General features: G+C 45.5%; 26 protein-coding genes and 1 riboswitch. Of the genes, 7 read left to right on the forward strand and 19 right to left on the reverse strand.

Annotation, left to right across the window (positions count from 1 at the left end):
• Positions 1-62: 62 nt before the first annotated feature.
• Entirely contained in the window at positions 63-1,898 is a 1,836-nt protein-coding gene (gene btuB / locus DBX26_RS14705; protein WP_065297516.1) for a TonB-dependent vitamin B12 receptor, read from the reverse strand.
• Positions 1,899-1,955: 57 nt separating this feature from the next.
• Positions 1,956-2,160, reverse strand: a riboswitch (cobalamin riboswitch).
• A 184-nt stretch (positions 2,161-2,344) separates the two neighbouring features.
• Between btuB and trmA the strand changes: the two genes are divergently transcribed.
• Positions 2,345-3,451, forward strand: a complete 1,107-nt coding sequence (trmA, locus tag DBX26_RS14710) for a tRNA (uridine(54)-C5)-methyltransferase TrmA (RefSeq protein ID WP_118119599.1) — start codon at positions 2,345-2,347, stop codon at positions 3,449-3,451.
• Positions 3,452-3,513: 62 nt separating this feature from the next.
• Here trmA and DBX26_RS14715 read toward each other — a convergent pair whose 3' ends face one another.
• Together DBX26_RS14715 and fabR are read right to left on the reverse strand one after the other, a co-directional pair.
• Positions 3,514-3,885, reverse strand: coding sequence for a YijD family membrane protein (locus DBX26_RS14715; RefSeq protein ID WP_014233298.1), 372 nt, complete (start codon positions 3,883-3,885; stop codon positions 3,514-3,516).
• The gene (gene fabR / locus DBX26_RS14720; protein WP_014233299.1) at positions 3,885-4,526 is read right to left on the reverse strand and encodes an HTH-type transcriptional repressor FabR; all 642 of its coding nucleotides are present in this window, start codon (positions 4,524-4,526) and stop codon (positions 3,885-3,887) included. Before fabR ends, DBX26_RS14715 begins: the two co-directional genes overlap by 1 nt.
• A gap of 294 nt (positions 4,527-4,820) precedes the next feature.
• Between fabR and sthA the strand changes: the two genes are divergently transcribed.
• Positions 4,821-6,221 carry a Si-specific NAD(P)(+) transhydrogenase gene (sthA, locus tag DBX26_RS14725; protein WP_014233300.1) on the forward strand — a complete coding sequence of 467 codons (1,401 nt, stop codon included), beginning with the start codon at positions 4,821-4,823 and terminating at the stop codon, positions 6,219-6,221.
• Between the two features lie 66 nt (positions 6,222-6,287).
• Here the strand turns inward: sthA and dinF are convergent, their stop codons facing one another.
• The 3 genes from dinF to lexA form a co-directional block, all read right to left on the reverse strand.
• On the reverse strand, positions 6,288-7,631 hold the full coding sequence (gene dinF / locus DBX26_RS14730) for an MATE family efflux transporter DinF (RefSeq protein ID WP_162889709.1): 1,344 nt from the start codon (positions 7,629-7,631) through the stop codon (positions 6,288-6,290).
• A 55-nt stretch (positions 7,632-7,686) separates the two neighbouring features.
• The gene (locus DBX26_RS14735; protein ID WP_065297518.1) at positions 7,687-8,481 is read right to left on the reverse strand and encodes a class I SAM-dependent methyltransferase; all 795 of its coding nucleotides are present in this window, start codon (positions 8,479-8,481) and stop codon (positions 7,687-7,689) included.
• Positions 8,482-8,663: 182 nt separating this feature from the next.
• The gene (gene lexA, locus DBX26_RS14740) at positions 8,664-9,284 is read right to left on the reverse strand and encodes a transcriptional repressor LexA (protein ID WP_118119602.1); all 621 of its coding nucleotides are present in this window, start codon (positions 9,282-9,284) and stop codon (positions 8,664-8,666) included.
• Between the two features lie 363 nt (positions 9,285-9,647).
• Here lexA and plsB point away from each other — a divergent pair, with 363 nt between their 5' ends.
• Complete coding sequence (gene plsB / locus DBX26_RS14745; RefSeq protein WP_118119604.1) at positions 9,648-12,074, forward strand: glycerol-3-phosphate 1-O-acyltransferase PlsB; 2,427 nt, start codon at positions 9,648-9,650, stop codon at positions 12,072-12,074.
• A 57-nt stretch (positions 12,075-12,131) separates the two neighbouring features.
• Here plsB and ubiA read toward each other — a convergent pair whose 3' ends face one another.
• Together ubiA and DBX26_RS14755 are read right to left on the reverse strand one after the other, a co-directional pair.
• Positions 12,132-12,986 (reverse strand): 4-hydroxybenzoate octaprenyltransferase, encoded by an 855-nt coding sequence (gene ubiA / locus DBX26_RS14750; protein ID WP_020334037.1) that lies wholly within the window; start codon positions 12,984-12,986, stop codon positions 12,132-12,134.
• A complete protein-coding gene (locus DBX26_RS14755; RefSeq protein WP_020334038.1) occupies positions 12,987-13,526 on the reverse strand; it encodes a chorismate lyase in 540 nt (179 codons plus the stop codon). It abuts the gene before it with no gap.
• A 152-nt stretch (positions 13,527-13,678) separates the two neighbouring features.
• Between DBX26_RS14755 and DBX26_RS14760 the strand changes: the two genes are divergently transcribed.
• Entirely contained in the window at positions 13,679-14,089 is a 411-nt protein-coding gene (locus tag DBX26_RS14760; RefSeq protein WP_014233307.1) for a flagellar basal body-associated protein FliL, read from the forward strand.
• A 63-nt stretch (positions 14,090-14,152) separates the two neighbouring features.
• On the opposite strand, the gene glpG is transcribed toward DBX26_RS14760, so the two are convergent.
• From glpG to ftsY, 6 genes are all read right to left on the reverse strand, one after another.
• The gene (gene glpG / locus DBX26_RS14765) at positions 14,153-14,995 is read right to left on the reverse strand and encodes a rhomboid family intramembrane serine protease GlpG (RefSeq protein WP_065303000.1); all 843 of its coding nucleotides are present in this window, start codon (positions 14,993-14,995) and stop codon (positions 14,153-14,155) included.
• The gene (glpE, locus tag DBX26_RS14770) at positions 14,995-15,315 is read right to left on the reverse strand and encodes a thiosulfate sulfurtransferase GlpE (RefSeq protein ID WP_014233309.1); all 321 of its coding nucleotides are present in this window, start codon (positions 15,313-15,315) and stop codon (positions 14,995-14,997) included. The genes glpG and glpE overlap by 1 nt, the downstream gene beginning before the upstream one ends.
• A gap of 492 nt (positions 15,316-15,807) precedes the next feature.
• Complete coding sequence (rpoH, locus tag DBX26_RS14780) at positions 15,808-16,665, reverse strand: RNA polymerase sigma factor RpoH (RefSeq protein ID WP_118119606.1); 858 nt, start codon at positions 16,663-16,665, stop codon at positions 15,808-15,810.
• 175 nt (positions 16,666-16,840) lie between these two features.
• Positions 16,841-17,809 carry a permease-like cell division protein FtsX gene (gene ftsX / locus DBX26_RS14785; protein ID WP_014233311.1) on the reverse strand — a complete coding sequence of 323 codons (969 nt, stop codon included), beginning with the start codon at positions 17,807-17,809 and terminating at the stop codon, positions 16,841-16,843.
• Positions 17,799-18,473 (reverse strand): cell division ATP-binding protein FtsE, encoded by a 675-nt coding sequence (ftsE, locus tag DBX26_RS14790; RefSeq protein ID WP_014233312.1) that lies wholly within the window; start codon positions 18,471-18,473, stop codon positions 17,799-17,801. The genes ftsX and ftsE overlap by 11 nt, the downstream gene beginning before the upstream one ends.
• Positions 18,474-18,495: 22 nt before the next feature.
• Entirely contained in the window at positions 18,496-19,719 is a 1,224-nt protein-coding gene (ftsY, locus tag DBX26_RS14795) for a signal recognition particle-docking protein FtsY (protein ID WP_118119608.1), read from the reverse strand.
• Positions 19,720-19,942: 223 nt separating this feature from the next.
• Between ftsY and rsmD the strand changes: the two genes are divergently transcribed.
• Positions 19,943-20,542: a 16S rRNA (guanine(966)-N(2))-methyltransferase RsmD gene (gene rsmD, locus DBX26_RS14800; RefSeq protein WP_118119610.1), complete on the forward strand. Its 600-nt coding sequence runs from the start codon at positions 19,943-19,945 to the stop codon at positions 20,540-20,542.
• A 25-nt stretch (positions 20,543-20,567) separates the two neighbouring features.
• On the forward strand, positions 20,568-20,834 hold the full coding sequence (locus DBX26_RS14805; RefSeq protein WP_020334045.1) for a DUF1145 domain-containing protein: 267 nt from the start codon (positions 20,568-20,570) through the stop codon (positions 20,832-20,834).
• An 86-nt stretch (positions 20,835-20,920) separates the two neighbouring features.
• On the opposite strand, the gene DBX26_RS14810 is transcribed toward DBX26_RS14805, so the two are convergent.
• The 3 genes from DBX26_RS14810 to DBX26_RS14825 form a co-directional block, all read right to left on the reverse strand.
• A complete protein-coding gene (locus DBX26_RS14810) occupies positions 20,921-21,142 on the reverse strand; it encodes a YecH family metal-binding protein (RefSeq protein ID WP_014233316.1) in 222 nt (73 codons plus the stop codon).
• 82 nt (positions 21,143-21,224) lie between these two features.
• Positions 21,225-21,845: a lysoplasmalogenase gene (locus tag DBX26_RS14815; RefSeq protein WP_014233317.1), complete on the reverse strand. Its 621-nt coding sequence runs from the start codon at positions 21,843-21,845 to the stop codon at positions 21,225-21,227.
• A gap of 961 nt (positions 21,846-22,806) precedes the next feature.
• Complete coding sequence (locus DBX26_RS14825; protein ID WP_020334046.1) at positions 22,807-23,175, reverse strand: hypothetical protein; 369 nt, start codon at positions 23,173-23,175, stop codon at positions 22,807-22,809.
• A gap of 241 nt (positions 23,176-23,416) precedes the next feature.
• On the opposite strand from DBX26_RS14825, the gene DBX26_RS14830 reads away from it, so the two are divergent.
• On the forward strand, positions 23,417-23,746 hold the full coding sequence (locus DBX26_RS14830; RefSeq protein ID WP_014233319.1) for a DUF2500 domain-containing protein: 330 nt from the start codon (positions 23,417-23,419) through the stop codon (positions 23,744-23,746).
• 18 nt (positions 23,747-23,764) lie between these two features.
• Here the strand turns inward: DBX26_RS14830 and DBX26_RS14835 are convergent, their stop codons facing one another.
• Together DBX26_RS14835 and arsJ are read right to left on the reverse strand one after the other, a co-directional pair.
• A complete protein-coding gene (locus DBX26_RS14835) occupies positions 23,765-24,778 on the reverse strand; it encodes an acyltransferase (RefSeq protein WP_118119612.1) in 1,014 nt (337 codons plus the stop codon).
• Between the two features lie 234 nt (positions 24,779-25,012).
• Positions 25,013-26,230, reverse strand: a complete 1,218-nt coding sequence (arsJ, locus tag DBX26_RS14840) for an organoarsenical effux MFS transporter ArsJ (RefSeq protein ID WP_118119614.1) — start codon at positions 26,228-26,230, stop codon at positions 25,013-25,015.

Below are 26,230 nucleotides of genomic sequence, written 5' to 3' on the forward strand. Positions count from 1 at the left end.
GCCTCCATACGATTCTTGAAAAGAAAAAACCGCCCGAAGGCGGCTTTCATTCATAACTAAGGTTAGAATTGGTAACCGATGTTTACGTAGTAAGCACGCTCTGCCGCAGGATAACCCAACGCCATTTCATACTCTTCATCAAACAAGTTATCGATACGAGCACTAACCGTGGTTGACTCATTAGGGTAGTAAGTAACTGCTGTATCTACCAGTGAGTAAGAAGGCATGTATACGTCTTGAGATGGCCAAGTGCTGTAATCAACATCTGGGCGCTTACCTACGTATAGATAGCTAATTGACCAATCAACCTTGTCAAAGTTTACAATCGCGTTCCACTTGTACATTTCTTTGGCACGACGTTGCAGCTGATCGCCATTGTCATCTTCTGCATCTTTGTAATCAGCACTCACTTGATGCTGTACAATACCAGTTTCAAACTCGGCAACTAATTCAACACCTTGAATGTGTGTTTCACCGTCAACATTCAGGTACTTGTATGTCGTCGGATGGTAGTCGATAAGATTGGTGATCTTGTAGTCGTAACCTGTCAGTGACCAGAAAACGCCCTGAACATCACCACTAAAGCTGATTTCCCATGCATCCGACTCTTCTGGCTTAAGATCTTTTTCACCGTAAGTTGGGTCGTATTGCTGATAAAGGTTCGGCGCTTTAAATGCAGTACCAAAAGAGGCTTTAGCGCCAAACTCTGGGACGAACTGGTAACCCGCAGCCAGACTGTAAGTAAACTCACTGCCGTACTCTTCGTTATCATCGATACGGGCACTGCCTTCGAGCATAGCGTTATCAATCGTTGCGGTCGCGATACCAAATAACGCGCCATTGGTGCGATCGAACGTTTTATTTGCGTTCTTATCAACATAAGACTCGTCACGCCAATCAATACCACCAGCAAACGTTGTATTGTTGTTTAGAAGGTAGCTGTTGGTCCACTGCACATTTTGCTGTTCTAGCTCGTCTTCTGTACCTGAGTGCTTACCTGCCGACTGTTGGTAATTCCATGACTTTTGCTTCTGTGCCGTCACTTGTAACTCAGACATCAGATTGTCAGATTGGTATTTGCCGCCAATCGTTGCCGAGAAATCATCTTTCTCTGCTTCGTAGTAGGCGCGACTGCCATAGCTGCTGTCGTACTGGTAAACGTTCTCGTATGCACGGAAGTTACCAAATGCTGACCACTGCTTATCAAAATTATGCACGTAACCAATCAGACCATTCTTGGTTTCAAAGCCATGACGGTCACCATCGTTGATGCCAGCAACCGGGCGAACGTTGTAGCCGTCATCACTTTCAGTTCCCAGTGCAAGATTCAACTGACCATTGTCACCGACTTTGATACCCGATGCGATACTCAGTTCTTGATAATCAAGGCTACCCAGACCTGCGCTCAACTTGGTGCTTTCATCTTCCGCGCGAGCCACGGTAATGATATTGATAACACCACCAATCGCTTCAGAACCGTACAGAGATGCACGAGCGCCGCGAACATACTCAATGCGCTGAACATAAGTCAGTGGGATCTGGTTGAAATCAACCGCACCTTTTGCTGCACGAGCAAAACGTACACCATCAACCAGCACCAAAACTTGGTCTGAACTTGTGCCACGCACAAATAGCGAAGCTAACTGACCACGGCCACCATTTTGCGTAACCTGTATACCAGTAAGTCGACGCAATACATCCGGTAGAGTCTTAGCTTGAATACGGTCGATATCTTCTCGAGTCACAACTTCCACATCAGCAAGCGTATTGCTTTCAGCTTGTTCAAATCGGTTAGCGGTAACAACGAGCGTTTCGTCAGCGGAGGTTTCTTGGGCCTGTAGATAAGAGACAGGTGAAAGCAGCGATGCCAGAGTGATCGCCAATGCGGATTTTTTCATTATATTGTCCTAAATCGCGTAATTCCTTCCGAGCCCTGCCATTTAATGGCAGACCAGTGCTGTGGCTCAGTTGCTGGCAGGTATTCGGACTTAAGAGCCTGGCTTTTACCCCTCCTACTCGCTCGACTTCCCACATCAACCAATGCAGTGTCTTAATAAGCTTTCGTTCTCTTTTACCGCTGCGCGTCAGTTCTGGAGTTCCACCAGATTCCCATTTCAGCCATCTAGATTGCTAGATAGCACCAGCTTGAGGCTGATATTATTCAGCTATGGATTATTTGTCCAGCCAATATTACCCCTATAAATTGTAACGTTTTGATTAATTGCGCTTTCTACTTAACCTGTACACACTATCTTTAGATCAATTCAAGTACAAAACTGGACATACTGTTGAGATTGAATAAAATCTGCGCTCTTAAATTGAATGCACCATAAAAGGTAAGATCATGGCTACTCTTGATGTAAACCCGCAACACTACCAAGAACAACTGGCGGAAAAAGTTGAACGTCTCACTGATATGTTCTCGCCATACAACGTGCCAGAGCTGGAAGTGTTTGAATCACCAGAGCAGCACTACCGTATGCGTGCTGAGTTTCGTGTTTGGCATGAAGGTGAAGACCTTTACTACATCATGTTCAATCAGGAAACTCGTGAGAAATACCGCGTTGATCAGTTCCCAGCAGCAAGCCGTCTTATCAATGATTTGATGCCGCTACTGATTGAAGCGATGAAAGACAACGACTCTCTGCGTCGTAAATTGTTCCAAGTGGACTTTCTGTCTACACTGAGCGGTGAGATGCTGGTTTCTCTGCTTTACCATCGCCAGTTGGATGATGAGTGGATTGAAAACGCTAAAGCAATGAAGCAGCGTCTGAATGATGAAGGTTTCAACCTCAACATCATCGGCCGCGCACGCAAGATGAAAATCGTCCTCGACCAAGATTATGTCATCGAGAAACTAGATGTGAATGGTCAGTCGTACATTTACCAACAAGTAGAAAACAGCTTTACACAACCAAACGGTAAAGTAGCAGAGAAGATGCTGGAATGGGCGGTAGACTGCACGCAAGACAGCACTGGCGACCTGTTAGAGCTTTACTGTGGTAACGGTAACTTCTCGCTGGCATTGGCACAAAACTTTGACCGCGTTTTGGCAACCGAACTGGCGAAGCCGTCTGTGGTATCTGCTCAATACAATATCGCAGCGAATGAGATTGATAACGTACAAATCCTGCGACTTTCAGCAGAAGAGTTTACTCAGGCGATCGAAGGTAAACGTGAGTTCCGCCGCTTGCAAGATGCTGGCGTGGATTTGAAGAGCTACAACTGCAACACCATTTTTGTGGACCCGCCACGTTCAGGTATGGATGTGGACACCTGTAAAATGGTGCAAGGTTACGAGCGTATCATGTACATCTCTTGTAACCCTGACACTCTGAAAGAGAACTTGGACATTTTGAGCGAAACACACAAAGTCACACGTTTTGCTCTGTTCGATCAGTTCCCATACACCCACCACATGGAAGCGGGTGTATTCCTAGAACGCAAATAAGCGTAAAGCAGGTATAAAAAAAGCGAGCTCAATAGCTCGCTTTTTTATTTAACCTTGCGGCGTTATTCCGCTGAAGTTTTGCTTTTGCTTTCCATAAAGCCAAGTTTTTTACCGATCCACACTAGAAGGATCATAGAAACCATAATAGCGAAGAAGTTTGAACCTGCTTCTGGGTATTGCGCTTTGATAAACGCAGAGTGGCCAAACGCCCCCACGAAGAAACATGCCAGACCAACCAATGGGATATCTTCCGATACCGGGTTACTCAAGTATTCTTGGTACAGCGCCTGTACTGCTAGTACAAGAGCGATCAACGGGAAAATTGAGAAAGAGACTTCGCTCATCGTCAACCATGACAACAAAGCATCACCACACACACCTGCAACCAACGCTAAAATCAGCGTTTTCTTTTCAGATTTATTTCCATTCGACATTATTCTATCCTGCCTTTTAATCGGTTACGTTCACGTTCTTTGCGATACCAATAAGCCCCTTTGGCTATCATTCGCAATTGCATAATCAATCGTTCCGCGAGTTCATCGCGCTCACGGCGATCTAAATCTAAAGCTTCAGCACCCGAGCTGAAGACCAAAGTAACCGACGCCTCTGCTTGAGTATACGCCTCTTCTCTGGTCACGCCGGTGCTCATCAAGTACTCGGTTAATTCTGCCGCAAAATGCTGAATTTCTCGAGCAACAGCGGTACGGAATTCAGAAGAAGTTCCTGAACGTTCACGCAGTAACAAACGAAATACGTTAGGGCTACTTTCAATGAATTCCATAAATGTTTCAACCGAAGTTCGAATCACACTTCCTTCTTTTACGATACGTTGACGCGCCTGACGCATCAACTGACGTAACAGTAACCCCCCTTCATCGACCATGGTTAAGCCTAGTTCATCCATATCTTTAAAGTGGCGATAGAAAGAAGTGGGTGCAATTCCTGCCTCTCGGGCAACTTCTCGCAAGCTGAGACTGGAAAAGCTGCGATCCGCACTTAATTGACTAAATGCCGCGTCGATCAATGATCGACGTGTCTTCTCTTTTTGTTGCGCGCGGATGCCCATCGATTTCATTCTTAACTTGCTCTTTTTATGTAGGGTACAAGAGCTTCAATATAACGCAATTCCCCCCTACGGAGAAAGATATGTTGCCTTTGCCAGCGTTAACCGCGCAAACGTTACTATTGGCAACCGTCTGAATGCAATATTCTCAATGCAATTTATAGACATCCAACATACCAATTCGTGCTTTTGGTCGTTTCTGCGTGATCACTTCCACTCTCTCGCAGCCATTACGTGTACGTATAGAGCAAATGAGTTAAAATTGCGCTAAGGCAATGTTAAGCAAATATAACAAGGAAATACATCATGGCGCATGTAAATCACTTTGACGTGATCGTAATTGGTAGTGGCCCTGGCGGAGAAGGGGCTGCAATGGGATTAACCAAAGCGGGACTGAATGTAGCCATCATTGAGAAAGAGAGCAGCGTTGGTGGCGGCTGTACGCACTGGGGAACCATACCATCAAAAGCACTGCGTCATGCGGTTAGCCGAATCATCGAATTTAATAGCAACCCGCTATTCTGCCGCAATAGCACCAGTTTACATGCAACATTTTCTGACATTTTAGGCCATGCGAAGTCGGTCATCGACAAACAAACGCGCCTGCGTCAGGGGTTCTACGACCGTAACCAATGTACCCTGCTCTTCGGAACCGCACGTTTTATCGATGATTACTCTGTCGCGGTTATGCAAAGTGATGGCACTGAAGAAGTCTACTCAGCAGATAAATTTGTCATCGCGACAGGCTCTCGCCCATACCAGCCAGATGATGTCGACTTCCTACACGAACGCATTTACGACAGTGACTCCATCCTAAGCCTGAAGCATGACCCTCGCCATATCATTATCTACGGTGCAGGTGTCATTGGCTGTGAGTATGCGTCTATCTTCCGCGGGCTTGGGGTGAAAACTGACTTGATTAACACCCGTGACCGTTTGTTATCTTTCTTAGACAACGAAGTCTCTGATGCGCTGTCATACCACTTCTGGAACAGCGGTGTGGTGATTCGTAATGATGAAACTTACGAAAAAATTGAAGGTACAGAAGACGGTGTGATTATCCATTTAGAGTCCGGCAAAAAGATGTTTGCGGATTGCCTGCTGTACGCTAACGGCCGAACAGGTAACACGGATAAACTCAACCTTGGTGCGGTTGGTCTGGAAGCGGACTCGCGCGGACAATTGAAAGTGAATCGTAACTATCAAACCGTAGTGGAGCACATTTACGCAGTCGGTGATGTGATTGGTTACCCTAGCCTGGCAAGTGCCGCCTACGATCAGGGGCGCTTTGTGGCGCAGGCAATCACCAAAGGACAAGCGGATAACTATCTGATTGAAGATATCCCAACCGGCATCTACACCATTCCGGAAATCAGTTCTGTTGGTAGAACAGAGCAAGAACTGACGGCAGCGAAAGTACCTTACGAGGTGGGTCGCTCTTCCTTCAAACATCTGGCGCGCGCACAGATCGCAGGAAAAGACATTGGCAGTTTGAAGATTTTGTTCCACCGCGAAACCAAAGAAATCCTTGGTATCCACTGTTTTGGTCAACGTGCTGCGGAAATCATCCACATCGGACAAGCCATCATGGAACAAAAAGGGGAAGCGAATACCATCGAGTACTTCGTTAACACAACGTTCAACTACCCAACCATGGCCGAAGCCTACCGCGTGGCAGCATTGAATGGTTTGAACCGACTGTTCTAATGAGAGCAGCCCCCTAAAACGTAAAACAGCAGGCACTCCGCCTGCTGTTTTTGTTTGTGGTAACCGTTAAGCGAGAAAGGTTCCCTTGCGCCATTGATAAAGTAAAATCACGCCAAGCCCGATGCCGCGCATCAGCATAAAACTAGTCATCGCCAGCCAAAGCGCGTGATTTTCCCATCCCGAAAATAAGTAAAAGACAACAAAGAAGCTGCTGGTCGCCACAAACATACTGTTGCGCATGTCTTTACCTTTAGTCGCTCCGACAAAAATTCCATCCAAGAGAAAGCACCACATCGAAGCCAGTGGCATCACCACCAGCCATGGCAGATAAGTCGCCGCCTGCTGCTGTACCTCTTCTATTGAGGTGATCATGGCGATCAGGGTCGATCCTGCTAAAGAGAAGACTGCCGTTAAGCCCAAACAGATAACCAGGCTCCAAAAGAATGTCCCAATAAGCGATGCGCTCAGTTGCTGCCTGTCTTTCGCCCCAATGGCTTTACCCACCATGGCTTCCATGGCATACGCAAAACCGTCCATGCCGTAAGAAATGATCATCAAAAAACTCATCAGCACAGCATTCGCAGCCACAACATCATCACCAAAGCTCGCCCCCTGAAAGGTCATAAAGCTAAATGCCGCCTGCAAGCACAAAGAGCGTAAAAAGATATCTCGATTAAGTTTTATAAACCGACCTATCCCATTCTGCGTGTCCGCAAGGAGGCGCTTAGGTGAAGGTAACTGTCGCTCTTGCCATGTTTTCCAAACACAAACTAAGCCAAATGCCATGCCTGAGTAGTCTGCGATCACTGAGGCTAAAGCCGCCCCTTCGACTTTCCAGCCTAACCCAATCACAAACAAGACATCCAATGCGATATTAGTAAGGTTAGTAATGATCACCATCCACATCGGTGCCTTGGAATTTTGTGTGCCAAGTAACCAACCCAACAACACGAAATTCATTAACGCCGCAGGCGCACTCCAGACACGGACAGAGAAATACTGCATACCATAGTGTTTCACTTCCTCACTGGCATCACTCCAGCTAAAGATAAGGTCAGCAATAGAACTGTGTGCAACTAAAAACAGCACTGCGAACAGCAACGCCATCAAAGCGCCTTGCAGGAAAACTAAAGCAAGTTGTTTGCGATCATCACTTCCGTAAGATTGCGCGGCTAACCCTGTTGTCGACATACGCAAAAAACCGAGCAGCCAAAAAGTCACACTGATCATCGTGCTGCCTAAGGCAACACCGCCCAGATACCAAGCATGTTCAAGATGGCCAATCACCGCGGCATCAACCAGACCAAGCAAAGGAACGGTAATGTTCGACAGCACCATTGGAATCGCAAGTGCCAAGACCTGACGGTGCACCTGAGGATTAGATAAAGGAGAGAAAATAGAGTTTGTCACAAGCACCTCTTTAACTGGATTAACGAGTGTACCTGAGCAATGTGAAGCTAGCCAATCACCACTTAATATGAACGAGGACAGGTGTCAGACGGTATTTAAGTACAGGGATCTTATTGAGCCAGCGTTGCCAAGCCTTCCAGCGAGAGCAAAAACGATCAAATGGTGAAAAGACTTTGACCCATTCAGCCCAAGGCAGCCATTGCAGAAATTGTTCTGATGGTGCTTCAAAGCCATGCGCATAACAATCAGAGCCCAGCTTCTGTCCCCATTTACTTTCAGTGAGATCCCCAGCCAGAACCATACACACTTCAGCAGACACAAAGTGTCGCCCCAACGTTTGAATAAAACCGGCAACCTGTGATTCTGAGCAATCCAAAAGTGCCATTTCACAAACAACCAGAACTGGTGATTTGTCTGGAATATTCAGAGAGTCCAGCCATGACATTTCTTCTACGCTGCCGATATGATTTTTATAACGTTCGTTTTTATGGAAAAGTCGCTGTCGCCAAACCAGATTCTCCGTAACATCCAGCTCGACCCAATGACAACGTCCGTTATCCAGACGGTAAAAACGCGTATCGAGACCTGCGCCGACATTAATCACCCACGCATCAGGATATTGCTGCAGGAATTGATTGACCTGTTGGTCACACAGTTGAGTTAACGTTACATGCAATAACTGCTTTTGCGCCACATCTCCGCCAAGACAATCAGGCGCCATTTGGCAGTTTAAACAGGCTTTGGCTGCAATAGGGTCATACACTAAGCCATTGTCGACCATACTTTCACGACTGCGTAACAACAAAGGTTTTAATAAATGGTTAGGAACTTGATGTTTAGACTGAGACATGGCATTTCCTGCGCCAATGAAAGTAATGGATACAGAAACAAATGATAATGAATATCAATTACATTATCAAGCATGGATGCATATCAAAAGATAGGAAGTGTGAAATGAGAGAGGTGGGGAAAATTAAAAAGCGTAATAAACAACAGCCCAGTAAAGCTGGACTGTTGTTTCAAAGCTTGGGCTTACATCCAGTCAGTATTGCGAATAATACCGACGGCCAGACCTTCAATCGTCAGGTGCTGAGAAGTCAGATCCACCTGGATAGGTGCAAACTCTTCATTCTCTGCATGCAGCAATACGGTAGAACCTTTACGCTCCAGACGCTTCACCGTCACATCGTCGTCAACACGAGCAACGACAACCTGGCCGTCACGTACGTCTTGCGTTTTATGCACAGCAAGTAAGTCACCATCCATAATACCGATATCTTTCATACTTTCGCCGTTTACGCGAAGTAAGAAGTCCGCTTGCGGTTTAAACATCGCTGGATCAACTTGGTAGTGGGCTTCCACATGCTCTTGAGCCAGAATCGGCTCACCCGCTGCCACCTGACCAATCAGAGGCAAGCCCTGATCATCATTTGCAGCATCTTCAAGCAGGATACGAATCCCTCGAGATGCACCCGGAATAATTTCAATCGCTTGCTTACGAGCAAGTGCTTTTAGGTGTTCCTCTGCAGCATTTGCAGAGCGGAAGCCAAGCTCACGCGCAATCTCTGCACGGGTTGGTGGCATTCCGGTGTCTTCGATTTTACTTTTAATCAAATCGAAGACTTGTTGTTGGCGTGGCGTTAACGGCTTCATGTCTCACCTGTCTTTTTATACAGTTAACTGTGAGTATATCCAGTAAATGGTTAAATGGAAACCCAATTGGTTGTTTTTTAATTTATTTGCTTGGCTTACTTAAGTTACGCAGCATCCTTTTCGTCATAAACGTTTAAAACAGCACGCTTAAAGTGAATCAAGTGGAAGAAACAGCTCGGGTGTTTGACTAATTCATGTTCAATAAAATTAAAAGGTTCGACCAGTTTCTGTTATCCTTGCTGCGCTTAAATTTTATCGCCTAGGCTTATTTCTATTGCCGTACTCATTTTCTCTCAAGATGGGCCATGCGGACACAGAAATAAGCTAGGGCCTGTTTGAATACCTATCGAGGCTGTGAACTTTATGTCTTCTGGACAATCATTTTCACGTTCATTACTAAAACTACCTTTATCGGTACTGGTAAAGGGCACCACAATCCCATCGAACCCTATTGACGATCTTGATATCGATCTGGCTAAACCAATTGTGTATGCCTTACCGTTCCGTTCGAACGTGGATTTGCTGACACTGCAAAAACAAGCCATGAGCCTTGGTCTGCCAGACCCGCTCAGTCCATTGGAAATTAATGGCAAAACACTCAACCGTTACGTATTTATTGCTGCTCGTCCAACCGTGATGGGAAATGACAATGACGTACCAACAGAATCTGACTCTCTCTTTCGTGAGTTATTAGAGCTGCACAAACTGGACAGCGAACTAGATGTACAAATGATCCCAGCGACCGTACTGTGGGGACGCAAGCCAGGTAAAGAAGAGAATAGTAAACCGTACCTGCAGCCAATGAATGGTCCACAAAAAGCCAAGGCGGTGATGGCATCTGGCCGTGACTGTTTAGTGCGTTTTAGCCCAGTGGTATCGCTGCGCTACATGGCAGATTCTCATGGCACTGACAGTGCGATTGCTCACAAGCTCGCGCGAGTGGCTCGTATCCACTTCTCTCGCCAAAAGCTGGCAGCATCGGGTCCTAACCTACCCCAACGTCAGGTATTGTTTGCGCGTTTAATGAAATCACCTGCGATTGAGCAAGCCATCGCTGATGAAGCTAAGAGCAAAAATATCTCGATTGAAAAAGCGCGCAAAGAAGCCCACGACATCATGGATGAAATTGCCGCGAACTTTTCTTATGGCTTGGTTAAAAGAGGTGACCGCATTCTCGGCTGGCTTTGGAATAAGCTGTATCAGGGTCTGCATATCAATAATGCCTCTACAGTACGCCGTTTAGCACAAGATGGTCACGAGATCGTATACGTTCCATGTCACCGTAGCCACATGGACTACCTACTGCTTTCGTACGTGCTGTACAACGAAGGCATGGTTCCGCCACATATTGCTGCCGGTATTAACCTGAATTTCTTTCCGGCTGGTCCTATTTTCCGCCGTGGTGGTGCATTCTTTATCCGCCGCAGCTTTAAAGGCAATAAACTGTACTCGACGATTTTCCGCGAGTATCTGGCCGAGCTTTTCGCTAAAGGCTATTCAGTTGAATACTTCAGTGAAGGCGGCCGCTCGCGTACTGGGCGATTACTGCAAGCCAAAACAGGTATGCTGGCGATGACGATTCAGGCCATGCTACGTGGTCTAAACCGTCCAGTTACTTTGGTGCCGGTTTACATTGGCTACGAGCATGTAATGGAAGTAAGTACTTACGCCAAAGAACTTCGCGGTAAGCGTAAAGAGAAAGAGAATGCCGGTTTGGTACTGCGTACTCTGCGTAAACTGCGCAACTTTGGTTTGGGCTACGTAAACTTTGGTGAGCCAATTCAGCTTAACCAATACCTTAACGAGCATGCTCCGGAGTGGACTAAAGATATCGATCCGATGGGTAGCAGCAAACCACTATGGATGAATCCGGTGGTGAACGGACTGGCCAACAAGATGATGACGCACATTAACGATGCAGCTGCAGCTAACGCACTGACACTCTGCGCGACTGCCTTGCTTGCTTCTCGTCAGCGCGCGTTATCTCGTGATTCTCTAATCAGTCAGATTGAGTGTTACCTGAAGCTACTCAAGAACAACCCGTACTCAAGCACCTCTACCATTCCAAGCGAAAGCGCAGAAGAGTTGGTTGATCACGCAATCTCACTTGATAAGTTTGTGATTGAAACAGACAGCATGGGCGATATCATTTCACTGGATCGCAACCAGTCGATTCTGATGACTTACTACCGCAATAACATCATTCACTTGTTTGCGCTTCCGTCACTTATCGCTCAGATGATTATTCGTCAGCGCAACGTCACGGTGGAAAGCGTTCAGCAGAACGTTGCGCTAATCTACCCATTCCTGAAAAAAGAGCTGTTCTTAAGCTATCAGGAAGACGATTTGAATGAGCTGGTCGAGAAAATTCTTAACGAATTTGTCGAGCAGAAGATGATCTGTCTTGATGGCAATAAGCTGGAAATCAATCAGTCCAACAACCAGTCATTGGTTCTGCTAGGGCGCACAATTACTGAAACACTGCAGCGCTACTCCATCGCAACGAACTTGTTGGTCGCGTACCCTGAGTTAGGGAAATCAGACCTAGAGCAGAAAAGTCAGGATATCGCTCAGCGTCTGGGTCGACTGCATGGCATTAACGCACCGGAGTTCTTTGATAAAGGTGTATTTAGCGCGATGTTCAATACCCTGAAGCAACAAGCGTACCTGGACAATGATGGCAACTGCGATACAGAAAATACGCAGCAATTTGCCAAACTGTTATTTACTCTGCTTTATCCAGAAGTGAAGCTCACCATCGAAGAAAGTATTCACCAGCTTCAGTCATAACAAAACGCACAAACAAAAAAGGCATCCAATCGGATGCCTTTTTCAATTTTCGAATTATTACCAAAACGCCACTAATAAACCGACAGCGATAACCATACCGACATAGTTATTGTTGAGAAATGCTCTAAAGCATAGATCGCGTTCTCGGTGGCGAATCAAGTGCTGTTGATAAACAAACAGTGAAGCGGCAATCAGAATCGTCCAATAGTAGCTCTGCCCTAACTGGTAATACTGCCCTAGTCCAACCAGCATCGCTAAGGTAATGAGCTGTAAAATACCGATGATTAACTTGTCATGACGACCAAACAAAATCGCGGTCGATTTGATACCAATTTTCAAATCATCATCACGGTCAACCATGGCATATTGGGTGTCGTAAGCAATGGTCCACAGCGCATTAATCACAAAGATAAACCATACGATCAAAGGCAGTTCACCCGTTTGTGCTGCCCACGCCATCGGAATTGCCCAACTAAACGCCAGCCCCAAAAACAATTGTGGAAGATGGGTGTAGCGCTTCATAAATGGGTAGATGAAAGCCAACACAACACCCGCAAACGACAGCTGAATCGTCAGTGGATTCATGGTCAGAACCAATAAAAATGAGCTCACGGCTAACACCAGAAACAGGCCTATTGCTTCTTTCGCCGTGACTTTGCCCGACGGTAACGGGCGTTGTTTGGTGCGCTTAACGTGACCATCGACTTTACGATCAGCGAAGTCGTTAATCACACAACCTGCACTTCGCATTAGAAATACGCCTAATACAAAAACAAGCAATACATCCCAACTCGGCATACCCTGAGCGGCAATAACAAGTGCCCAAACGGTAGGCCACAGTAGTAGCAAGGACCCTATTGGTCGATCCATTCGCGTCAGTTGCCAATATGCTTTGGCTTTTTCTGCGGACATTTACACCCTCTCCTTAGCGTAAATAGGTGAAAGAGATAAGAATAACTCGGCGACTAACATTGGTTTGTGATTCATCCACAACCTTGAACGTCGCGCTAAAAATCGTCCTTGAGGCAGGTTGGCCCACCCCATTTGCAGTGAGTCTCGCTCTACGTTATCCGCGCTAAAAACGGTCAGGCCTAAAGGGATATCCCCTTGTTCAGCCAAATCGTATTGCTGATCCACCAGTGTCGTGCATGGAATGAGCGTACGTCCTATAACCCAAGGACTGTCATCACCACACAAAACGACCTCTCGTAACAGGCAATCTTGCTCAGACAATAACTGACTTTCATCCTGTTTCAGTGTCTTGGCAGTGACAATTTGATTTTGTAGCAATTCCACTGTCAAAGCCTGACAGTGTTGCTTTAAACGACGTGACAAAGACCCTTGTTCTTCAAGCCAATGCTTGGACAATTCATTTGGAAATTCAAATTCTTCGGGCTTTTGCCACTCTACTTCCAATAAAGAAGCAAGATAGAGTGATGTTGGCTGATTCATACTAGTATTCAATTAGAGGCTTTATGCGTAGAATAAAGCAACAACTTACCGTCTTACTGAAACCGTAAGTTCATTATTTGTTATAGACGGTCTATTGTACCAAGACTGAAGCGATTCGAATATCGCGATCCAGAGAAAGAAAAGTTAGAAATATGTACAAACGTTATATAGCCCAAACTATTTTTGCGTTAACCATGCTTATCTCCACACCAACCTGGGCTGAAACGGAACAAGCTGGACCTCAGTTGGCGTACTTCACTTTAGAACCAGACTTAACGACAAACTTTTACACTAAAGGAAAAAAGTTAGGTTACGTTCAGGTGCGTATCGATATCATGGTCATGAGCCAGCAAGACCTGACCATCATTGAACATCACCAACCGCTGATTCGTGATGCCATCATCGAGTTACTCGGTAAGCAGACAGAAGATACCATCAAGTCTCTTTCTGGTCGGGAAGATTTGCGTAAGACCTTGGTAACGAGGTTAAACGAAACACTCCTGCCGGAAACTGGGAAAACCGTTATTGCGGATTTGCTGTTTACCAAATATCTCTATCAGTAAACGGGACATGCACTGATACGAAAAGACCGCTTCTGGCGGTCTTTTTTATCTCTTAATTATGCCTTAAGCTTTCTGCTGATACTTCATTTTTCCGGAGTCAAACAGCGCAATCGCCATTCCCGAAATCAGTCCCACCAAGTGAGCAGTATTGGCAATCGCCATAAACGGCTGAACGAAACCTAGCACTAACCACACCAACATAAACACGATGATCGGTTTTGGTAGCGTCAATCCTAGGTGAGGCCGACGATAACCCAAGATCCACAGATAACCGAGCAGCGCGTATACAACACCAGACAACCCACCAAAATTCGCACCTTCAACATAAAATTGCCCCGCGCCCGACAAGGCTGCAGAAACAACAAAAATTTGCAGTAGTTTTCCGGAACTCAGGCGACGTTCAATATCGCCACCCAGTTGCCACCACCACAGCAAGTTAAAGATGATATGGGTTGCAGAGAAGTGCAGCAGAGCATGGCTCAGCCAACGCCACAATTGCCATTGTTGACCTTCAAACGCCGGGAAATGCAGCAATGCAAACACGCCCCGACCAAAGCCGATCATCTGTAAACCGTAGATAATGACACACACTGTCATTATCAAAAGTGTCACAGGGCCAGCTTTCGCTTTGACCATGCTCATGATACTTGGGCTTGAATAATGAAATTGACTCTTGCGAGTCTCGGCAACGTTCCACGAAGCTGCGCTGTATTTGGAATCGGAAGGATTGGCTAAGAAATGTTTCAGCTCTGCCTCTGCTTCGATTTCATGCTGGCTATCCGTCAGCCATAGCGCAAACTGCCCCTGGCCCTCGGGCATCATCTGAATTTCAATATGACGAGACGCCATATAATCGATGAAAGCCTGTGCCATGCGTGGGTTATTTAACGTTACCAATCTCTTCATTAACTTCTCACTATCGGTAGCTCGGCTCGTTGCCAGGCTTCAAAACCACCATCGACACTGTACACTTGCTCAAAGCCTTGGTTGACCAGGTATTGCGCTGCACCCTGACTACTAATGCCGTGGTAGCACATCACAAGAACTGGCTGCTCGAACTCCACATCGTCCATGAAAGAGACGATCGAGTCGTTGGTTAAATGAAAGGCTGACTCTGCATGCGCTACGGCAAACGATTGAGGGTCACGGATATCTACAAGTTTTGCTTCGCCCTGCTCGAGCAGTGCTTGTGCACCTTGCACATCGATATGCTGAAACTGATCCATTTACTTTCTCATTGTCTTATTAATATACCCAAATAACCTAGTAACGTGCGATTGAGCCATTATCAGAATGGTAGCCGAGGTTCTGCGTCATAAAGTCACTTGGGTATATGCTGCCATTGTAACCTATCCAACGCTAAATTTAGACACAAGAATTATCCGGGAATTTAAAAGTGTACACATTACAACCACATGTGGATAAAGCTGTGGATTGCGTTGATAAAGTATATTTTGATCTTTTGATCCACAATATGTAGTGATGATCTTGATCTAGCTGTGTGTATATTACTAACTATCCCCAGCCGGGAAAACGCCTGAACGCCTTATTTTTCCCCGCTTTCGAACAGTTGATAAATAATTACTTCACAGAGTTATGCACAGGTAGCACATAAAATTTAGATCGCAAACGTTATCGACTTTCGATCCAAAATAAAAAAGCCGAGATCACATGATCTCGGCTTTCTATGAAAATTTGCTTTTATTTAGAAGCTAGCGTTAGAACTCACCAACGGCCAGTTTGAGCTTCTTCATTGCATTCTTTTCTAACTGACGAATACGCTCGGCAGATACACCAAACTCATCAGCCAAATCCTGCAGTGTCGCTTTCTCGTCATCTAACCAACGAGAACGCACAATACGCTGACTACGCTCATCCAAACTTGCCAATGCATGTCCAAGACGATTGTTGGTATGCATTTCCCAGTTTGCTGCTTCAACGTTATCAGCAACATCTGACGATTTATCTTCTAGATAAAGCATCGGTGCTGTGTAGCTGTTTGAGCTATCGTCTTCGTCGGTTGGCATATCGAACGTAGAGTCGACGGCCGCCAGACGGGATTCCATCTCACGAACTTCTGAAGGCTCAACACCTAATTCACGAGCAACGGTTTCTACTTCGCCGTTATTGAACCAACCCAGACGCTTTTTCGACTTGCGTAGGTTAAAGAACAATTTACGTTGTGCTTTGGTCGTTGCGATCTTAACAATACGCCAGTTACGCAGCACGTATTCATGGATCTCAGCTTTAATCCAGTGGACCGCAAAAGACACCAAACGCACACCCACTTCTGGGTTAAAACGCTTAACCGCTTTCATTAGGCCGATATTGCCCTCTTGCACTAAGTCTGCCATTGGCAAACCGTAGCCTGAGTAACCTCGAGCAACGTGAACAACGAATCTCAGGTGCGACAGGATCAGCCCTTTCGCTGCTTCAATCTCACCTTTGTAGTGTAATCGTTCTGCCAGCTCACGCTCTTCATCTACCGTCAGCATTGGGTAGCTGTTAACGGAGCGAATATAGCTATCAAGGCTATCTTGCGTGACTAGAGCCATCGGATACGCTTCTTTTGTCATTCAATTCCTCATCAATCTCTGATCTGGAGCATTACATTGCAATTTAGCTTCGATATCTTGAACTCAAAATGAACAAGTTTCAAGAAGGGCGAGCAATTATCCATAAACAAGTGTTCTATACAAGAGGTACAAATTAGCTTGTGCTAATAAATTCCAAGTATAAGACCGTCATCACTTAAACTGGTTCAATTTCTTTTAGGTGACGCTGTGCAGAAATACGCGCAGCGATACAACCTATCAAGCTACCCGTGATGATAAGCAGCAGAGATTCATCCCAGTTTAGACCATTCAAACGGAACTGACTGTCATACAATGCCGCTAAATCTTCCACCGCACTATTCATGACAAAGGTCATCACCGTCGTCGCTAACCAAGCGATGATTGCCCCCAATACACCAAACCACATGCCAGTGTATAAATAAGGGCGAAGAATAAAGCTGTCAGTTGCACCAATCAGCTTCATGGTCTGAATTTCTTCTTTATTCGCCAACACATTGAATCGTAATGTATTGCCGACAATTAAAAACACCGCGCCTAACATCAGTACCGTCAGTGTGATAACGATAATACTGGCGAGTGTTTTAATGGCATCAAGACGAGCCAACCAATCTTCATCGAGGCGAACATCGGTAACATCTTGCTGCTTACGAACGTCCTGAGCTATCGACTGAATATCACTTTTCAGTTCAGAGTCCGGTGTAATCACAAGTACGCCTGGCAGTGCATAGCCACTTAACAAACTCAGCGCCTGATCGAAGCCCGCATATTGGCTTAGATCAGCCAACCCTTGCTGTGGAGAAATATATTCCACAGTTTTCACTAACGGCCAGGTTTCGATTTCGTCCTTAAGCACCATCACGCGTGCATCAGGCATACCTTCTACTAAATACGCACTCACTTGTGATGGTGAGGCGACATCTTCTGCTGCACCCGCGACATTCTTACCTAATAAGTACAGACAGGCTGGCATCGCCAACGCAATGGAGACCACCGCCAGCGTTAATATGTTGCCTAATGGCCGTTGCCACAAGGCAGAAAAAGACGCTTTTGCCTGCTTAATATGAACAGAGAAAAATCCATCGGTGTTGGCTCGCTTAGCACTGCTGCCTTTACCTTTCTTTTGCGAGAGTTTTTTACCTGCCATAGTCTTCTACCTCGCTTAGGAAACCTTGATTCAATTCAAAATGACGATATTGTGGGCGAGTGTTCACTAACCCGATATCGTGCGTTGCAAGTAGGATGGTGACACCTGCACGATTAAATTCTTCAAACAGTCGCAGGACTCTATTAGACAACTCAGGATCAAGGTTACCCGTAGGCTCATCCGCAACCAGCAAGGTTGGTCGATTCACAACTGCGCGGGCAATCCCAACACGTTGTTGCTCACCGCCCGAAAGCTGACTTGGCAAACAACGCGCTTTATCGAGCAGACCGGTTTTATCCAACGATGCCGAAACGCGACGTTTAATTTCATTTTCAGAAATCGATTCGATGCGCATCGGCAGTGCGACATTGTCGTACACACTGCGATCCATCAACAAACGGTGATCCTGAAATACGATGCCGATATTACGGCGTAGAAACGGGATATCTCGGTTCGAAATACGAGTGATGTCATGATCATTAAAATGAATGGTGCCATCAGTCGGGCGTTCAATCGCACAGATCAGTTTCAGCAAGGTACTTTTACCAGCGCCAGAATGCCCGCCTAAAAACGCCATCTCTCCACGCCTCAGGTGAAAGTCGACTTTTTGCAGTGCTTGTCGACCACCGCGGTAAGCTTTACTCACTTGCTGAAATTTGATCACCCTTGATTCCCTCTCACTTAATTTACTCTTCGCGGCTGAACAGTGCGTCAATGAACTCTTGAGTTTCAAAAGGACGCAAATCTTCGATGCCTTCGCCTACACCAATGTAACGAATTGGAATACCAAACTGATCAGCAATAGCGAAAATCACGCCACCTTTCGCTGTACCATCAAGCTTAGTTAATGTAATCCCAGTGATAGGTGAAACGTCACTGAAAAGCTTCGCCTGGCTGATCGCATTTTGACCAGTGCCGGCATCGAGTGTCAGCATGATTTCGTGAGGTGCAGAGTCATCAATCTTCTTCATCACACGAATGATCTTGCGCAACTCTTCCATCAGGTTCGCTTTGTTTTGCAGACGACCTGCCGTATCAGCGATCACTACATCCACACCACGTGCTTTTGCCGCTTCAATCGCATCATAGATAACTGAAGCACTGTCAGCACCAGTATGTTGAGCAATCACAGGAACGTTGTTGCGCTCACCCCATACTTGAAGCTGCTCTACCGCTGCCGCACGGAAAGTATCACCAGCAGCCAACATCACTTTCTTACCCTGATTCTGGAACTGCTTCGCCAGCTTACCGATCGTCGTAGTTTTACCTACACCATTTACGCCAACCATTAAGATAACGTAAGGCGTTTTACTGGTATCGATTTCTAGCGGCTGTTCTACTTTAGACAGAATCTCTGCCATTTCTTCTTTCAACAAGCCGTAAAGGGCTTCGCCATCTTTAAGATCACCGCGAGAGGCTTTATCTGTCAGGTTGTTGATGATTTTTGTTGTGGTATTCATACCCACATCAGCGATAAGCAGTTGCTCTTCCAGCTCCTCAAACAGGTCGTCATCGATTTTTTTACCGCTGAACAAACCAAAGAAGCCAGCACCGATGTTTGCCTTGGTGCGGCTTAAACTGCGTTTGAGGCGTGCGAAGAAACTCTCAGTCGGCTTTTCCTGCTCCTGAACGCGAGGCGCCACTGGCACTTCAGGCTCTTCTGCTTCTGCTTCTGCTTCTGCTTCTGCTTCTGCTTCTGCTTCTGCTGGGACAGCCTCAGCCTTTTCAGGCTCGTCTTCAACTCTATTTTTTTCTTCTGCTTGCAGAGCAACCTCTTCGGAAGGTTGCTCTTCAGAAGCCGCTTCCACTGCTTCTTCTTTTACTGTTTCTTCAGTTTTTGGTTGTTGGCTTTGTTCTTCATCACCAAAACCTAGCCACGAAAGTAATCCGCGCTTCTTTTTTTCCGTCATCTGGGGCTATCCTAGATTATCTTTTTATCTATTAATGACTCTTTTTTGACAAGATTATTATCCGTCTAAAAAAGGCGAATGACAAAGCTGTGAAAACTTTTCAACTAGGTGAATCTAATCTTATTAGTGTTACACTCTGTCATCTTGAATATTCTGGGCTGTATCCAAGCTCAATGCTTGGGCGATTGGGTATAGTATCACTTTATTAGCGGTCAAAAAATCTATGGTAAGACGTCGCCAGCAAAACTCATCACAAAAAAAGCCAACAACGGGCTTCGTTCGTATTATTAGTGGCTTATGGAGAGGCCGAAAACTCCCAGTTCATGACGCTGAGGGCTTACGTCCAACCACCGATCGCGTAAAAGAAACGCTATTTAACTGGCTGGCTCAAGATGTGCCGCAGGCAAAGTGTCTCGACTTGTTTGCTGGTTCTGGCGGCTTGGGTTTTGAATCCGCCTCGCGTCAGGCAGAGCAAGTAACGATGGTTGAACTGAACCCGCAAGCGTTTCAGCAACTGAAGAAAAACGTCGCTTCTTTAAATGCAACCAACATTGAAGTGGTGAACACCGATGCTCTGAGCTTCCTAAAGCAACCTGGGACGCCTCATCATGTGGTCTTTATTGACCCGCCATTTCGTAAAGGTTTATTAGATGAAACCGTGACCTTGCTAGAGCAAAACGGCTGGCTTGCTGAGGATGCGATGATTTATATTGAAACCGAGAAAGAACTGAATATTATCGACCTACCGGAAAGCTGGCATCTGCATAGACAAAAAACCGCTGGCCAGGTCAGTTACCGCCTGTACGAACGCACGTCCGTGTAGTGCCATAATTCAAAAGGATACCAAAATGAAAGCACTAATCATCTTAGCCAAAGCGGCCATCGCCTTTGTTTGGTTGGTATTGATCATTAACATTGTTGCGCCGTTTCCAGGTAATGCAGCCATCGCGCTCTATATTATGACTGCATTCCTGTTCATTATGCATGGCCTGCAAATGGCGATTTTCATCGGCGCATTTGGCGATAAGATAAAAATGAGCAGCTGGGAGAAATACTCCATCCTAATTTTTGGCATCTTTGCTCTGCTCGACATTCGTCGTAAGCACATGATGTAAAGTAAACACCAGATAATAAAACAGCCGCTCTCATGAGCGGCTGTTTCGTATTGGTCATCAGAGGCTATCTGAGAGCGTGTTGCCGTTTAGTGATTGCAAATACGCGCCATATTAACCACATACTTCCCTTCTAACTCTTGGATTTTTTCGCGTTGCTGCAAAAACGCGAGCAGTGCGTCTAAATCTAGATCATTCAGTTTGCACGTGTGGAAGCGAACTTCTAAGCCAAAATGCGCGGCAAGCTCTTCACGATTCATCGGGATTTCACGAAGCAGGTTTAACAGCTCGTGAGCGTGAATATCACTCATCATCAACTCCAGTTATCAAATTGGATACGACCAGTTTACCCACATCCTCCAGCTCTGCTTTGATTTAGGTTAGTAAACGAGATTAGTAGACGATAGAAGCCACAATAAGTGCATGCGCCAAGAAATAGCTTCCACTAACCCACACATAGGCGCGTTTCATAGGCTTACGGTAACCATGTATTGCATAGGCTAGTGCAGAGTAGGTCATGACCAAGGTTCCACTGAATCCAATCGCATTCGCGTAAGTAGGTGACTGCAACCAAACCTCGCCTGCAGCCCACGCCATCTGCACCAGCATCATTCCCATGATCACCACAGGGAAAACCAACGAGTCGAGTTGTGGTAACAACAAAAAGAACGCCACGATACTAGCCGCCAGCAATAACGCCAATAGCCACCAAATAATGTCTCCGTTCAACTGCATCCAGAACGACTTGCTGTAGCAAATCTGCGCAACTAAATAACCGCAGAAATAAATCAGTTTACGCGAACGGAACGAGTGTAACGTGTCGGCAATGATTGATACGCCCAGACCACCAGCAATCCAATAGGTATAAGTGGCTGGAGTACCTTGGGTTAATACCAGAACAAGAAGGAGTACCAGAGTAAAGATTTTAAATACGAGAGATTGCGTCGGATTGGCTTGTTTTGCCCCCAACACGGAATACACACCTGATAGCCCTATAGCCAGCCAACTCCACATGCTGTACATACCTTTTACTTAAACTCGCCGCTAGTCTAGGTAGACCGATGTTGATGTAAAGGCACAATCTACGAAAGTTGGATCTCGCTAGCGATTCGGGACATTTGACCTTCTATTTAGAGCAACTAAATACGACATCAACTCACTCAATACTTAAATAGAAAAGTTGCTAACTATTCAGTCAAGATGCCTACTCGTCAGTCAATACGTACAAAGAACAAACATAAAAAACAAAAGTCCCATTGTACGCCATAGAATGCACCATTAACCCCTGCAGGGCCAACATAAGAGCCTAATACCAGGCATACATACAGATAATAAAGTCGACCAAACCAATATTAACATAATGATATTTAAGAATATTAATAAAGTTAGACTCACAAACCACAGGTTCGCATTAACGTTGCATGCTAAACCCTTTTGGCACTTAGATTATCTCACCAGTTGAGAAATATACCTTCGAGATAGCAGCTCCTCGCCTCACACCTGCATAGAATTAACTGGGTTTTCTCAGATTTTGAGAAACACAGGCAACATTAAGCACCAACCCAACCCCTGAGACAAAAAACAATATTTAAACAATATGTAAGACCTTTCTTACAATTAAAAATCATGCACTTATATCAAAAACGAACAACAAAGACACAAACCGAACACTTTAAACACAACATAAAAAACACAGTTCAATTAGTCAAAATAAGGTAAAAACAGGTCAGTTAACTGTAAGTTTTAAAAACTTTTCATTAGATACGTTGATCAAACCTAAAAAATGGTGCTATATTAAATGCATAGAGTTCATCAAGATTAAGGGGTAGTGTTATGATTTCATCTTCTCAAAAACAAGGGCTGGTAATGATTGCAGTGGTTGTGGGTTTAATGACACTGCCAATGATGTACTAAGTTACTGATTAAAAATAAAAAAGGACGCTAACGCGTCCTTTTTTATTTTCTCAATATGACCCTACTGTATGTGCTCAGACAGTACGTCCCAATGCATGTAATAAAAACCCAGAGCCGCAAGCGTAATCAGCGCCATCAACAAAATTGCCGCTCTCCAGATAAAGCGCGAGCTTCTTGGTGTGAGTTCTTTTTCACAATCATCACACACTGCCATAAAATTCTTTCGATTCTCTAACTGAAAATCTTCTTCGTGAACAATCTTATTACGCACCGTGGCGATATAACGTAGCTTGGCAATCACATCATGCGGTAACCGCTCTTCACAGCTATTGATGAGCTGATGTAACCCTTTCCCCTCTGCATGATATTGAGTACGCAAAAGTTTTTCGATCGTTCGGGTACGCATGACTACTTTTTCAATATCTGACATCGTAACCCTCCTCACATGACGCTTTCTTTATTACTCATTTTATTCTTCTATAAATTTAGAGCTTTTTCGAGCTGTTAAGTACTACTTTCCATTCAAACTGTGTCCTTGTGCGCATATAAAATGTGAAGTGCGCCGAATAAAATCTCACCGCATTTTGATGGATCACGAATCCTGTATCTCAACGCATCGTTTAAACGGGGAGTTCTGTAAAATAAGCGCTATCGAAACACTGGAGATCATCATGCCAATTCCACTTATTTTGGCTCTTTTTGCTCTGATAGCGCTAGGAGCCTGGGTTTTCTTTCGCTTTTACAGCAAACACTATGTTGGTGAAGATGCCCCTGAGCAATGCGTCCAAGTGACCATTTTAGATAAACAGGCCATCGATATTCCGGATGCAGAGCCGGGAGAAGATGATCAAGAGTATTGGATTTACGTGCAGAGAGGCCCTATCGGCCCTAAACGCGAGTTCCAGATTGGTGTCCACTATTACCATGCGCTCAATCCGGGCGACAAAGGCAAACTTACCTACCAGGGCGATAAGTTTCTCCATTTCGCCCTGAAGCAGTAATACTAAGATTGGTATCAATTAAGGCAGTAGCCAGCGAGTCTTGGCCGAACGAGAGAACAGATAACTCATCGCCAAGGCTCCAGCGCCGCTTAATACTATCCACACTGGTATCACCCATGCCGGATGCCCTTCATACCAACCAAACTCCTTCATCGGCCACAAAAAGATAGGGTGCAGTAAATAGATACCTAAACTGTGCTGGCTGATAAAGCCCACCACTTTTTGTACCTGAGGCGATAGTCCTTCGCCAAAATAGCGTGCCAACATAAAAATCATCGACGCGGCCAGAATCACATTCAGCGTTTTGTATGACAACCAGCGTCCTACTGTGTATTTCTCCGCTTCCAGACTGTTGGTCACAACCATCGCAAAGGTAACCGCCAATGCGACTAGTCCCAAGCCAGTAAAAAGAGTGACGTTCGAGCGGTTCAAAGGCAGCTTTTGGTACAACACGTAACCCAGAGGTAAATAGCCCATATAGAGCCATAACTGATTACTCCAAGGGCCGTCTACCTTAAACAGGAATAAGGTACTGGTGAACAACCAGAATGCCAGGTAAGTATATAAAACGTTGTCGTCGACATTGCGTACCATCCACTGAAACAGAGGGATCACGAAATAGAGCGGAATAAAGTAATAGAAAAAACCTAAGTGGTAATAGGTTTCATGGTGGACACAGTTACTTAATACCTCTTTAACCGTTTCAAAGTTAAACCCCTCAGCCGTCCATCCGGACAAGTAAGCATAGAAAACCGACCATAAAAGAAAAGGCACCAACACCTTACCCAAGCGCCTTCTCAAATAATATTTTCCATCAAAAGGTCGAGTGTCAGTGAGCATTAATGCGCCTGTGATCAGAATGAAAACTGGCACCGCCCAACGGGTTACACTATTGACTCCCACAGCCGTAAGCCACTGATCGAAAGGAATGACCCCTAATTCATTTCGATATGGCGCTAAGACGTGAATAGCGATCACAGCAACTGCCGCCACACAGCGCAATAGATCAAAAAACAGAACCCTTTCTCTCATACTTCTTCCTAAACTGAGTCGCTTATCGTTTGTTTATAGCATAGGGTAATTTCCAGTCAGGGGAATGCTTAACAAACTGTTTTTGCTTATTTTTAACTCAGTGCGACAAAGCAGCCTATTTTTGCCCGCAGAGAGCCAGAACCAAGGCGAAAACCAGAACACAAGGATAGAACGAACCATATCGATACAAAAAAGGGCTCCGTAGAGGAGCCCGATAAATGTAAATGCGTACGCTTAAGCCGTCACTGTCTTGGCTTTGGGCAACTTGATTGAAATCAGAGTGGTCAAAGCAAGGAAAGCAAACGAGACCCACAGACAAGCGGCTAAACCCGCTTCCTGATAAATCCAGCCCGACAGAACGGTCCCTATCAAACGGCCCATCGCATTGGCCATGTAGTAAAAGCCAACATCCAGAGACACGCCATCGCCTTTGGCATAGCTGACAATCAAATATGAATGAAGCGAAGAGTTAATCGCGAATACCGCGCCAAAAATCATTAGCCCAGCCACAATAACAATTTCTGGTTGCCAACCGACTTGTACTCCGTAGGCAATTCCTCCTGTAATCAGAGCTAATATGCCCGCCCATACGAGTGCGGCACTGCCATCAGGTACGCGGCCTTGCGCTTTACCGGTAATACGTGGTGCAAAGCCTTGAACAAAGCCATACGCAATCACCCAAGCCGCTAAGAAGCCACCGACCCACAAGTGATCCCAGCCAAAAACGCTGCCGAGGTAGACTGGCAGAGCAACCACAAACCAAACATCACGGGCTCCGAACAGGAACATACGCGCTGCTGACAGGATATTCACTGATTCTGATTTAGAGAAAATATGGCGAAACTTGGGTTTGCTTTTCGCTTTGCCCATATCGGCTTCCAGCCAGATCATGCTACAAACAAACACTACGGCCAGAACAGCAGCCATAATGAACATGGAATGTTGGAAACCCACCCAAGACAGCAATAAGCCACCAATAAAGAATCCCGCACCTTTGAGTGCATTCTTCGAGCCAGTCAAAATAGCCACCCATTTGTACAACGCACCTTGTTGATCATCGGGGACTAAGGTTTTAATGGCACTCTTCGCACTCATTTTGTTGAGGTCTTTAGCAATACCTGACAGTGCCTGTGCCGCCATCACCCAAGGGATAGTCAGCCAAGCATTTGGCACAGCAAGCATCAATAACGCAAAAACTTGCATTGCTAAGCCAATATTCATGGTTTTGTTCAGGCCAAGTCTCGCACCTAACCAACCACCAATCAGGTTGGTGACCACACCAAAAAATTCATAGAAAAGGAACAGTGACGCAATCGCTAGGGTTGAGTAACCCAAGTCATGAAAGTAAAGCACCACCAGCATGCGTAACGCACCATCGGTAACCGTAAAGTTCCAATAATTGAACGTCACTAACATGTACTGACGAATACTTTTGCTTAGTTGTGAAATCAT

The sequence above is a fragment of the Vibrio sp. dhg genome, from assembly GCF_003443775.1.
GTDB lineage: Bacteria > Pseudomonadota > Gammaproteobacteria > Enterobacterales > Vibrionaceae > Vibrio > Vibrio natriegens.